The sequence below is a fragment of the Nocardia sp. CA-084685 genome, assembly GCF_050955785.1.
In the GTDB taxonomy this organism is placed as follows: domain Bacteria; phylum Actinomycetota; class Actinomycetes; order Mycobacteriales; family Mycobacteriaceae; genus Nocardia.
The window spans coordinates 5,436,990-5,450,797 of record NZ_CP192094.1 but is presented as its reverse complement, the minus strand read 5'-3'; the positions used below and the strand labels follow the sequence as shown (position 1 = coordinate 5,450,797).

Here is a 13,808-nt window from a genome sequence, read left to right as displayed (position 1 = left end):
AGTCCGCCCGGGCGCCGCAAGGTGACATTGCCGACCCTGGTGGATCGTCGGCCGATGAGGTCGAAAAGCGGACGATTGTCGCGGAAATCCACGATCGGCAAGACAGGAGCGTTCCAGTCGAGGAGTCGAACCTCGACAACGGTCCGACTCTGCTCGACCAGATGCAGCAAGGCGGCATAGGTGGCCAGGGCGGAACCGGCAACGGATTGAGCTTCAACAGGTTTAACCGGTGGGACCCCGAGGTTGGGTCGCAGACGCCCCGATCGGCAGATAGCTCGACTGACCAGGTCCCTGCGAAGTCGCGTGCGGAAGCAGCAATCGATGAAGTGGAGGCGGCGGTGTCGCGGCTGAAAGCGGGCGAGGCCGTCGACGTGCTGGATCTGCGTGGCCTCATCGCCCGCATGCGTGCCTTTACCGGTTCGACGACCGAGGGTGGTCAGCGGCTGCGGCATGTTGCGGAGCGCCTTGCTGCCCCCGAGGCACAAGCCCAGCAAGCCGCAGCCCGCGCCGCCGCGATCGCAGCCGTTGACGGTGCCGAAGGCGAACCCGCGCAATCGGTTCCGAGCGACGGGTCCGCCGACATGACCGACACGAACGCAGGAGCAGAGATGCCCGCCGGCGCTGTGTCCGCTGCGCGCGCCGCGGAGACCGTCCAGAGGAAAGCCGCACCTGGCGCGCCAGGAAGGACAGACAGCAATATCCCCGGTGACCACCGCGAGGCGATCGTCCGATTCTCCAAGCCCGGCAGCCAATACCAACCTCTTCCCGCCGCCGAGAGGTCGGATGCGACATCCGACGAACGGTCGTTCGATGAAATTCAGGAGGCGCGGGCAGAGCTGGAGGCATTGCTAACCGAGCCGTCGTCGTGGGGCGAGGACGGCAAGTCCAAGCGTATCGGTGCGTCGCCGGACCATGGCAAGCGGTCGGGCCGGCCGCAGGCGGTGGACGGGTTGCATGTATTGGATCCGAAATCTGGCCTCTTCGTCCCGCGCCAAGCCTTCCGAGCCGGCCAACGAGTGGCCCTCACACCCCTTGGACAGAGCACGCCCACCCCGGCCGAGCACGGACTGATCCTCCCCGGCGATCCCGCATTCGCGGAAACTGTCGTGCAGATGTCGAATTTGGCGGTATGGCGGGCGAATCCGAAGCACTCGCTTCTCGTGTCGTCGCAAGTTTTCAATCTGGCCGGAAGCGTGGCGGAGAAGGCCGCGGCGGCGGTGGTGGTCAAAGAGCTTACCGGGTCGATCACGGCGGCCGGTCTCGTGTCCGCTTCGGTGTGGGCTTCAGGGCTTGTCGCGCTTCCTGCCGGGCAAATGGCCGACACCCGTGATCGTCGCGTGATGATGCTCGCCGCACAATTGGTCGCCGGCGGCGCGGTCACGTCCGCCATTGCTTTGATTGCGTTCCACGCACCCCATTTGGGTCCGGCATTGGCTGCGCTGATGGGTTTGGAAGGCCTTGGTAGTGGGTTCTTTGCCGCAGGCTATCAACCGGCGGCAACGGCTTTCCTCGCCCCGTCGGAGCAGTCTGCCGGAAGTCGGTTCGGCGCAGTGACCACGCCGCTCGCGAGTACTCTTGGTTTCGCGGTCGGCCCGCTCTTGGCGGAGGTGGAACCGTGGCTTCCGTTCGCCGTCGACGCGGCTACGTATGGGGCGAGTATCGCGGCACTGTGGACACTGTGGAATTCCTTTCCGCCCCAGACCCGCAAACGACGAGGCAGCCTCGTCCGAGGTATTCATGACAGCGTGGGGGAACTGCGGCAAAACGGGCCGCTCCTCGAACTGTTGGTGGGTTCCTTCCTGGCCCGCATTGCTAGTGGGGCAGTGAATCTTCGCATGGTGGATGTGCTGTCCGGGAGCGGCTGGTCCGGCGGGCTCGATGTCGTAGTGCTGGGCGCAGCCGCTTGGGGTTCGCTTTCACTCTTGTTCTGGCCGAAAAAGCTCACCGACGCGATCGACAAGATAAAGGTCTCGCATCTCAATATGGGTGGGATCGCGAGTTACGCGGCGGCGTTGACTGCCAACGCGTCGTCGACCGATCCGTGGCTCATCGCGGCGAGCCAGTTCTGGCTCGGCGCGACCGCGGCCGTCCTGACTAGTCGGATGATCGCTGTGCAATGGCAGACGGTGCCCGATCAATCCAGAGGCGGGGTGGGTGGTGTGATTCTCGGGGCGACGAGCTTCGCTTCGGCACTGGGAGCTCTTGGCGGCGGTGAGGTGGCCGCCAAATTTGGCAGTCAGGCTGTCGGCGACGGTGCCGCGGCCCTCATGGCCGCGACTGGTGTCGCCTTCGCGGTGCACCTCGTCAGACGGGGGGCCAGCGTGCGGCGGGCCAACGTGCGTCGCCGTCGCGACGCTGTTGAGCTCGAGGGCACTCGGGTGGAGGTTGAGGGTCGGGCGCGCAAGAGACAGATACGCAGCCGCTTTGACGGTAACTGCGAGGTCGCACAGTTTGTTCTCGCACAGGTGGCCGATATGGTCGACGATGTCGCCGACGCGAAGTCGCAGAGGCTCGAGCCACAGATGTTGTTCCTCGACGCAAGCCTGAAATATGCGGCTGCGGCGTTTGATCGAGATTTGATCGATGAGTGTGGTCAGGCTCGCCCTGTCGACCGCGACCGGCTGCGCCGCTTGGTAGATGCCGCGCTGTGGGATTCGGAAGCGCGTGATCGGCTCACCGGGTTCTTGCACAAGGCGCGGCTGCGGGTGGCGGATACGAATTCCACGGTTGCGGTGATGGATTTCGATTCGCGTGACGACCTGTGTCGGGACCTGTCGTTGCTTTATCCGGAGACACAGTGGCTGCCGATTTCGTTGTCGCCCGGGCATTCCGATGACGAGGCGCCGGAGGCGGCGGTGCGGGCGGCGAGCGCGGTGGTGGAGACCGATCTCGGTCGCCGTGCCCTGCATGACCGTGCCGATCGCGCGGCGGCTAGGCGGGCCGCCGGGAAGGACTGGCGTAGCCGGGTGGATCGCGATAGCGAGCGATTCCTCGTCGACCTCTCTGGCTGGTTGGCGGGGCGTAAGGTGAGCCGCCAGCTCGCGAGCGTGCTGGAACCGCTGAGCGAGGTGGTCCGCGCGTCCCGTCGCGACTTCGAACCCGCGCCGAGGCCGCGCGCGGAGGAGATTGAGCGAGACCGCGCGGAACTGCCGGAGAATCGGGACCAGGCCAGCCGCACAGGCGCCGACGCCGCGCGTCTGCGGGTTGCGGCTGCCGCCGGGCTGGATCTACGTGACCGAGAGAGGAGTACCCGGTCCGGCTGGCTCTGGCCCATGGTGCGTGTCCTGGGGCTCGCTGATCAGGACGGGTTCTGGGACCTCGTGGACACGATGCTGTCGCGCCTCCGGGGCGCCGTTCTGGCGCGGCTCGCGGGCTACCGTGCCGACGCGATCGCGCGAATGCTGAACTGCAAACCGGATATTGCCGCGTCTTTGCTGCGATCGGCCAATCAGTGGCTCGCGGTGTCGCTCGTGATGCGTCAGTCGTCGGATCCGACATCGTGGCTGGACATCCGCAGGCGCGATCTTGTCGCCGCGTTGCGGCAACTTCCGGTCGACTGCCGGGACTTTGCGGTCCGGCATTGGATCGATGGGGTGCCTGTCGATGAGCTTGCGGCAGAATTCGGCGTCTCGATCGACACGGTCGAGTCCCGCCTGCTGCGGGCTGCCGAGCAGTTGTCGTGGATGCTGCGATGGCTGAAGTTCGAGCCGGTTGACCTTGGCCCCGACGAAGCCGCCACGGCGCGACTCAACGCGTTGCGTGTGGCGGCCTACCTGGACCAGGGGCGAGTGGTTGCCGAGCGGGCGCAGCTGAGAAAGCAACTCGAGGCGGCGGGCACGGATCCGTCGACCGTTGAAGCCGCGCTGCCGCGCAGGCTGCTCGGCGAGCGTCCCGAACTACGCGATGTCGTCGTGGAATTCCGTCAGTCCGCGCGCCGACTCCGGAAAGCGAGGGTCGAGATCGAACGGGTCGAAGCGTTGGTGGAGCAGCGTGCGGTGCTCCTGGCGCGGCGAGACGAGCAAGCGCTTAAGGGACTCAACGGTCCGCGCATGTCTGCGGACACTTCGCTGGAGCGCTTCGACCGGACAATCCAGCGGGAATTCGACAAACGATCCGGCTCCGACCGTGCCGATCCGGCGCGGTTGCGGAACATCTGTAACCCGCTGGTGATGCTGGGATTGAACGATTATTTCGGTTGGGATGTTATCGACCTGTCCTCGGAGAAGTCAGCGCGGATGTGGTGGCCCAACGGCGTTCCCAGCGACAGCGATCCGGCGCCGCGTGACTTGTTGATGTCGGTTAACGACGTGGAACACCTCAGCGGTGGGTGCGCCGAGAAGATGGATACCCACGACCAGCTTCGGGCCCGCCTGAAGGACTGCGGCGTGGGTGCGGCCGCAGTCGTCGCCGACATATTCTTCGCACCACGCGACGGTGTGGACGGCCACGGCTATCTACTGATCTACCTCGGCCACAACAATTTTGAGGTACGCGACCTTGCCTTCGGCCGGACTTACCGGCTGCCAGATGGACATCCAGCTGGTGTGTCGCACTCGTATGCTATCTTCCGCCACCCGAAAGGCAGCGTACGGGCGGGCGAACCGGTGAAACGCCTGATCCGCGACGACCGCGACGACGGCAAACAGGCTACGGTCGGCGGGAGCGAGCAACAGAAGCGCGATATTCGCGGTAATGTCGCGAATTCGCCGAGACGCGACGCCGAGGCAGCTGCCAGCGCGGAAGCATCGCCGGTGCCCGGCCAGCCGGTGGAAACCTCCGATAGTGTCCAGGTCCAGTCGGAGTTTGCGGGCGGTGCGGATGATCTGCTCACGACGACCGATTCCACTGCGGTTGAGCAAGGTTGGACTGTTGCGGCACGGGAAGAGTTGCACCGGAAGGTCGCCTCGAACCCTGTGCCCGGCGGGCCACCCGATGAGGGCCTCGTCGTCGACTTCTTCCGTGGCGAGTCCGACAGCCCGCGCGCCCCGCCGCCTGCGTTGGTTGGGGCGGTCTCGGTGGCGGGGCTACAGCGCAAGCCACATGATGAGGCAGTGGCGTGTGCTCAGGCTTCGACGGCGGAGGGGGAAGCTCGCGTCGTCGTGGTGGCCGCCGGTGCGTCGTTTACGCCTTGGGCCAAGCGTGCTGCTGATGCGGCTGTCACGTCCGCAGACGTTGTGGCGGAAGCTTTGAGGCAGGGCCACTCCGCCCTTGCCGCGCAGCGGATCGGGTTCCATGCTGCCGCCGATGCCGTTTCCGCTTTAGCGGGTCATGCTGCGGACAACGAGTTCTCGCCGACGACGGACTACGCGTCGGTGGTGGTGGAGCCGAACGGGCGGGTCACGGTGACCTGGGTCGGCCGAGGTGCGGTTTATTTCATGCCGGAGATCTCCAATAGCGACCCGTGCCTGCTCACCGCGCGCGACAGCGTCGGTTCGTACGTCACGCGCTATCTTGCTGCGGGGGAGCGGTATCGGCCGCATGAGTTCACCTTCAAGCCAAGAGTTGGCGGCTGGTTGATCGTCTGCACCAGTGGCTTCTCCGACTGCTTCCCGGATCCCGAGGTGATCCGCAAGTGGCGGTTTGCCATCGACCGCGACGCGGCTGACGTCGCCAGCAATGTGTTCGCCCTGGCCCGCGCCGCAGGTTCGCCCGTGGAACGATTGGGCGGACGGCCGAACATTACCGTTGGTCTGGCTTCGGTGCCGAGTCCGCCCATAGACCAGCCGTCAACACCAGGTCCGCCGGTGTCCGCGGAGTCGGTCGCCCCGCTGGTCGCCTTTTTGCGCCGGCTCGACCCCGATGCCGATTCCGACGAGTTGACCACCGCGCTGCTGACACTCGACATCGTGAAGGCTGTGCCTGCGTCGGATGAATCGGAGCAGGAGTCGGATGCCTTCCCGGATGCGGTGATGGAGCCGCTGATCCGCATCGACGGTCCCGTGCTGAGCCTGAACGTGCGTGCCGACGAGCGCATGCTCTCCGGCGAGGCGATGTTCGGTCCCTTCCTGGACGGTCCGGACATGCGGGAGGTGCACACCGTCCGCAAGACCTGGACGGCGGATCAGCACCAGAACGGGATAGCCGGCGACTTCGTCACCCGCATCCTCGACGCGCACGGATTCACCCTGATCGGCGAAACGGAACTCGGTGACGACGGCAGCACCGTCACCGTGGCATTCCACAAGCCGGCATGGACCGCATGGGCGAGCGAACCGATCGTCGTGCCCGACCCCAGGGAGCCGATCGGCGTCAACCCGGCAGCGGCCGCGAGGCGGGTCGTGCGAGCCCAAGTGTCCGAGTGGGGCCGAGAGCGCCGTGACGACGCACAGCTCATCACGAGCGAGCTGTTCGCGCTCGCGGACCTGGAGGTGCCCCCGCACGAGGCCGAGCACGTCGACCAGCCACACCGGGATCCGGTATTGGTGTCGGGTCGGATGGTGCCCGGTCCGCAGGGGCGGCCCGCACTGCGGTTGGAGGTGTCGGCGCTGGGCGACCGCGCACGCACGGCGCGCGCCGAGTGGATCGCGAGAATCTTCGGGAATCTGGCCAACCGCTGGGGTGCCGACGAAAAGGGCGGGTTGTGGTTGGAGCTGGATCGCGACCCGCCGGAGCAGTGGTCTGGGCCGCCGCACACCACGCAACCCGCAGTGCTGAGCAGGCAAGTACCTCGCCTCGCCGAGGTCCCGACGTGGAACGAGGTCCTCGAACGGCTCACCCGCGCCGACGATCCCGACCGACTCGACCTTCCCGCGATCGTGGTCGCGATGCAGGTGCAGCGGGCCATGAAATTGAAGCGCAGCACAGACCCTGCGCTCGTCCGCGTCGTCAGCCACATCAGGGCCCGGTTGCGGGTCGCGGAAGAACGCGCAGCGGCAATGCTCGCACCTTTGTTGACCGGCCCCTCCGGCGAGGGCGGCCTCCGGCTCGACAACGCGACCGTCAGCATCCTGCCGAATTACGCTTGGCCTGGTTATACCGAGATCCGACGCAGAGTGCAGGCTGCGCCCGAGTCTTGGGACGCCCCGATTCTCGTGGTCAAGCTATTTGCCAAGGTGTATGACGGTGATCAGCAGGTCGGAGAGGTCCGGGTCGACCTGCACCAGATGCTGCCGGGTCGGTGGATCGTCGACCACGAGATGATCAATCTCGAGACCGGGCGTGGGCGTGGGCTCGGATCGGCCTTCACCGGAACGATATTCGCCTGGGCGCGCAAGTCCGGCTTCGAGGCGCAGTACGTCTATACGGCATCCGACGACCACAACAGCGGCGGTGGAGCGTTCTGGGCGCCGATGTATGACTGGGATCCCACTCAGGTTGCCCCTAGTGTTCGCAATCTCCTCGCCAAAGTCGCCGAACCACTCAACGCTCCCGACCTGTCCGAGGACGAGCGTTCGGCACTGGAAACGCTGCGCACCAACCTGAAAGGTCCGGCGTCGAAGTACCCGAGTATTCCCCGGATCGCCGCCGGCGCCTTCGATCCCGCCACCGACGACGACGGTACTGGCCGCGAAAACCGAGCGCTCGGGCGGCGCGTCATGAACCGCCTGGAGTGGGGCGGCGTCTTCTACCCCTCGGCAGGCGACGGCGAGCATCCACACTTCGGTCCGGGAGCCGGGGCACTGGGAGCCTTCGGTAACGAGCACATCGCCAACTACCACCAGCCGGGTGATGGTGTGCACGGCCCCCTCGGGGCCGATGGGGTGCTACGTCTGACGGTGCAGGGAGTGAGACACGACGAGGCTCGAGTGCAGTTCGCGCAGCTGTGGCAGCGGCTGCACGGAGACAGAGACGTCCAGTCCATCGCTGTGACGTGGCTGCCCGGCTCCGCCCTCGCGCGCCGGTTCGGCGAACTACGCGCGCCGGTCGATGACGTCCTAGTGCCGAGCGGGCCGGTGGTGGCGCTGGCGGACATGCCAATGGGCAGGCTGCTCCTCGGCTTGGCACACCAAGTCCGCTTCGACGCACTCGACGTCGACGATACCGACGGTGGTGTGCACCTCGTCTTCCAGCGGCCGTTGCCGTGGCTGCAGACGGGCCTGGATGCCGTCGAGCGCGACCTTGCCGAGTACCTGGACGGTGCTCCCGCGCGGGTGCTGGCGCGATTGCAGGATCAATTGAGCGCGATGGTCCCGGTGCTGGCGACCCGACATGACACGCACACCCGCGACGGCGCCCCGCTCCCTGCCCTCGATGAGGCTGCCGTTGCGGCGTATTCGTACTGTGCGCGCCGAAGGAATCGGCTCGAAGAGCAGGTGAAGGCATATCACGACATCGAGATCGCGATTGCGGCGGCCCACGGATTGCGCGGCCGCTACGACCCCGAGGCGGACCCGTGGGGCGAGACGCAAGAGGCCATGGTGCGTAGCGCTATGGCCGAATTGTTCACGCACATCCCGACCGACACCGCGTTCACCACGGAAGTGACCCGGCCCCAGCCCAGTCGGTTGCGTGTTGTCGTGCGCTACGCAGGCGAATCGCTCACCGAAGCGATGATGGCCTTGGACCACAATGGGATTCAGGTCCAATCGCTACCACCGTCCGGTCACTTCCCCAACGTGGTCGAATGCGACTTCACCCGGGCCGGCGAGCCCGACAGCGCACCAGACGCGCCTAGGGAGCTCGAGCAGCCGGTTGACACCACAGAGCCGGCCGGCCACATCGGCGACGCAGCAGACGATTTCGAAGTGCTGTTGCGGGAGGCCCACCGGAGGTTGGACTTCGCGATGTCCGATCGGGCACCGGACGACCGCGCCGCAGCTCATCGGATGCTCGATCAGAATTGCGGGATCTACGCCTCGAGCGAGGGTCTCGCAGTGCAGGTCGACCGATACGAGGACGGATCCGTCACGATCGCCACAACGATTGAGGGGTCAAGGGACTACGAATACACGCACGCTTCCATAGAGCACCCCGAGCCGATCCCTGAGCTACTACTACGGGCCGACAGCAACCCGGATTCCCTTGCGGCGCAACAGGTGCAGCGTTCAAATGAGCAGCGGCTGCTAGAAGGGGATGTCCGGACCGCAACCGACGCAGAGACTCCCGAGGTCCAGATCGCGGCGCGGCGTATAGCGGCCGCGATCCTGGCCGAGGTTCCACTGGGCAAACGGGTGTCGTGGTCGGTGCACTACGGGTTGGAGCCGGGTCGGCTGACGCTCACCCTGGAATACGACGAGCCCGACATTCGGCAGCAACGGCTGGTCCGGGCACTGCGTCAGATGCGCGCGACACCCTCGCTTTACGGCGTCGACGGCGGTCGACTTGCACTCCAGGTCACGGTGCTCGTGGAGCCGGACATCCTCGGCACGCAGCCCGGCCGGCATCCGGCGTTCGGTGACGACGCACAGGCGGACCTCGAGACGCTGTCGACAGACTGGCAGCCTCAGGATCGGGCCTACGTGCAGCGCGCAGTGCCACGAATCCTCGACGCATTCCGTGGCGATGGCCTTGGCCCGGTTTCGGTGCTGCGGTACGAAGTGCGTTACGAAGGCAGCGGCACGATCATTGTGCGCGTGCCCTTGCAAGGGGACCCGCAACCTGGGGCCACAGATCGGCTATCTCGGGAGGACTGCCAGTGGGAGGTCATCGAAACCGAGACCGGCCACGGTGTCCTCGAATGTTTGTTCACACCCGTGTTTGCTGTCGAACCCGGTTCTTTGAGCGACGAGATCGCCTTCGCGACCGACGAGATCGCCCTCATCAGGCGGTATTTGAGTCGCCTGATGGAGAACGTCGGTGCCACGATCGGTGCGGCGTCGGTGAGCCGGTGGATCAACGTTCGGCGGAGGGAGATCACGCACCTGCGCACACGGCTCCAACCGAACTTGGTCGAACGCCTATTGATCGACAATTTTCTCCAACGTTTCAACCTGTATGACGCCATAGAAGTGGCCACCGCAACCACATGGACCGACGAGGAACGCTTCGGCGCCCAGCACGCAGCCCATTCGTTGATAAGCCAAATTCCGCTCGGGCGCACCGTAATTCCCACCGTGACATTGGCCGCCGACGGGCGCGCCTTGACGGTCGTGCTCGACTACACCGGCGGCGAGGTTCCGCTGGCTCGCATCTATGGAGTTGCGCAAGCAGCCGGTATTGAACTGTCCCACACCTCCACTGATGCCACACAAGGCCGGTTCGTCGCCAGCATCCGGCGCCCGCCCGGCCCCGGCGCAGACGCCACGCCTAAACCACCGTTTGATGGCCTGGGCACCGGCGAGACCGAGTCCTTCGATCTGCGTCGCTGGGTGGAACCGCCGCACGCATTCGACGATAAACTCGGCTACAACGACCCGAGAGCCAAGTTGTCCAAGCGGCATCCGACCGTTCCCCAACGATGGCCGTGGTCGGACGCGGTGCAGCGATGGGCCGAGGATTCGGACTCCCTCCGGCAGGTCGCCGAGAAGTTTTTGCGCGGCAGGCAGCAGCAGGCCGTCTTTGCGTTCCTGGACGGACGCCCCGTGTCGGCCTTGGCGAATTTGTTGGGAGCCGAGCCCAACGAGGTGCGCGGCATTCTCTTGTCGACCGATATTCGACTCAGTCATGTGATCGGCGCGTTGAACGAGGCGGCGTCCGGTGCGGCGTGGGGTGCTCTGGATCGCAATGACTTCGAGTTCGCGGTTCGGATGTTCTGGTCCGGCGATTCCCGGCGGCTCGAATGGGTTCCGGAGGCGTTGCAAATTGCTGCCCTCGAGCAGCCGCAGGCCGTTTTGGAAGCGATCAACCGGCTGCCTGTCGACGAGCGCGAATGTGTCCGGCTGCGGCTGGCAGGCTTGCGGTCATCCGACATCGCCAGAGTGTTGGACATTAGCCCGAGCGTCGTCGCCAACCGGTTGAGGTTCGCGGAGGTCGGGTTGAGTGCGGCATTGGTGGCGTTGCTGCCCGAACACCCGCGCGGCACAGCGCAATCCAACGGCTGGGATCCGGTGACGGCCGACGAGTTGAACGACATGCTCGAGCGGGCGTGGGCCGGACAGCCGCAATTGCTCCGATGGACCTCGGATACCGTGCGTGAGATCGCAGTCAGGCGGCCCGATCTCGTGCTCGAAGCGATCAATATGTTGACCTACGAGGAACTCCAAGCATTCCGGGACCGGACCGGAACTGGAAGACCGCTCGCCCAGTGGGTCTCCACCCGCATGGCGAACTACCTGAAAACCGCTAACATCTGGCTCACATGGGCGCTGCCCGCCCTGGAGGAATCACGGCCCGCGCAGGAGCAGGCAGGGGGATTGCTTGCGGCCCAGCTCGCCGCCGTTGACGCGGACGAGGATGTCGCGGCACCGGAGGATGCCGTCGATCTCGAATGGGCTTCGGACACAGTGCAAGCGGCGTGGCGCGACGAGGACACACGGCCGCGGCTTGTGGACTTGATAGCGGGACTCACGCCTGGCCAGCGCGAGGTTGTCGAAATGCGGATGGGAGGTATGAGCACGGCAGCTATCTCGCGGCAGCTCGGAATTGGCAAGAGCAGCGTGTCCGACCGCCTACGCCGGGCCGGCGAGCAATTGACAACAGAGCTGGCTAAGCCTGCGCTCTCGGCGGGCGAGGCGTGGGAGCCCATTCCGCGGGAGGCGTTCCATGAAGCCGTGGATCGGGGACTCAACGACGAACCCGAGCGGCTCAGCTGGGCATCGGATTCGGTGCGGGAGTTGGCCGCCACCGAACCGGAACTGTTGCTGCACATGGTCAATTGGCTGCCCAGTACCGAGCGCGAGGTCATCCGATTGCGTCTGCTGGCCGGGATGGGCTCGTCGGAGATCGGTGTCGTGCTGGGCAAGAACCCTAGATACGGGTACAAGGCGCTGGTCCGCGCCGATGCGCAGTTGCGCGACGTGATCGCCGATGCCGCAGTCGATCTCGAGGCGGCGGACCTGCCAGAGCTGCCCAACATCTACGATTCGGAGTTCGGCCATGCGGTCCGACGGCTGCTGGCTGGCCATCTCGGCGTCGCAATGCCGGAGCTACATCTAGCGGCAATGCCCGACACCGAGCGTGCGGCGCGCCGGCTGGTGGCCGCCGAGAACGGCTCGCTGTACGTTGGCACGATCGTTCGCAACGTGCGTTCTGTGCTCACTCCCGTGCTGCACTCGCTCCGCTGGCGCAGCGGCGTGAGCAGTGGCTTCCTGGCAGGCGACCTCGCCGTTCTCGACAACGCCGACGAGGGTGACGCATTGCATGAGGCAGCCCATGTACTCGCCTGCGCGGCTGGCGTGACTGCCGTGACTTGGGAGGACGAGGCCGTTCCGGAGCTACGAGCCGCGCACGCCGAATCCGGCACCAACGAGGACTTTCCTACCTGGATGGCTGGACAGTTCAGCGGCTCTAGCCTCGACAATTCGCATCAAGTCTGGTTGGAAGTACCGGTCGAGGGGCTGGTGGCAGTCGGCGTGAAGGGACCCCAGGCCACTGTCGGCGAGCGCATCGCGGCGCGGTTCGTTATGTGCAGGCTGGCCGCCGTCACCGCCGACGCATACCGTGCGATGTCGCACGATATCCGCGTCATCAGGCTTCGACAGCACCTCGACGCGGTCGGGAGATTGACCCAAGGGCCGGGCCAGGTTCAGTACCGCATGCTGCGCGGGTGGTCGGTCGACGGGCCTACCTGCGGGCCGTCAGTGTGGCAGGCGATCAACGAATTTGCCGCGCTATTCGGGAGTCCCCCGGTATTCGACGCGGGCGATATCGACGAACACGAGGAGGTCCCGCCCGAAGCGCTCGGCTACCTGGTTCGCGGGCGGCGCGAGGGACTTCCATTCGGCGGACCGCAAGGGCACCAGATGGTGTGGGACTGGGTGTCCGGCGCGGTCGATCCGGTGGTGGGCGGATCCGCGCACGGGCGTGCGGTGATGCTGTTCGACGAAAGCGACAGTGGCAAGGCCCACGGCCAATTGATCGTTAACTGGTACGGAGCCGTGCTGGTGATCGACGCGACCGGGACGCCCGCCGTGCGTCCATTGGTGCCATCGGAGTCCGGTGCGAACGTGAAGGCGAGCCAGGCGATCCGGTTCCACCTCGTACCTGACGACGCCGTCATCGGCAAATCCCCTCGTCCGCTTCAACTGCGCCCAGTCATTCCCATCGAGGAGGACGCTTCGGCCGCTCCAGTCCCCGGGATGTGGGCTCCGGCCGGGAAAATGCCGGAAATCCTCGGCCATGACGACCCAGGCGGTGACGGCCTCTCCAATGGCTCGGACGCCGTGACGTTCTTCCGGCACGGGGGTGCCGACGGCGATGACCACGGCCCTGACGAGGTCCCGGAACCAGGGATAACTGAACGGAGGCTTGCCATCGACGCGGTCCAGCGGCGGGTTCCCGCGGGGCGGGGGAGCGATGTCGATCGCGTTGTCGAGGAGGGATTGCAGGCGGTCCGCGACCGCAAGAAGACCGTGGCTGCGGAGAACCGCAACCGCAACGTCGTGAATGCCGGAGTCGACGGCCGACCTCAGGGACCGACAGGCGAGGCAGCATCGACAACCGAAAGTGCTTCGCCGAAGGCCGCTTCCGGCGCTGCGCGACCTGTCGGCGCCGGCTTACTGATCGAGCGAGAAGAATCCGAGAACGGTCTCACCAGTCTAATCGCCAGAAAACCCACCGCCCCAACGTCGGGACCACCTGGATCGAGCAGGCAAAGCCCGCTCGCGGCGAAGGGGCCGGACAAACATCGTGTCGTCGCCGCGCAGTGGACCCCCGATCAGCCGCAACCTGCGGCGAGCCAGGTGGCGGAGCAGGTGTGGACACGGCTGGCACCCGGTAGCGCATCGGCGGACTTCGTGGCCGCAGTCATCGAGGAGGTGTTGGACAACCTG

General features: G+C 65.9%; 1 protein-coding gene (only partly in view). It reads left to right on the top strand.

This entire window lies inside a single protein-coding gene on the top strand: locus tag ACQP2U_RS24415, encoding a pyridoxal-phosphate dependent enzyme (RefSeq protein ID WP_433709615.1). The 47,415-nt coding sequence extends 19,546 nt beyond the window's left edge and 14,061 nt beyond its right edge, so the window shows coding positions 19,547-33,354 (codon 6,516, partial, through codon 11,118, complete); the first complete codon in view begins at nucleotide 3. The start codon and the stop codon both lie outside this window.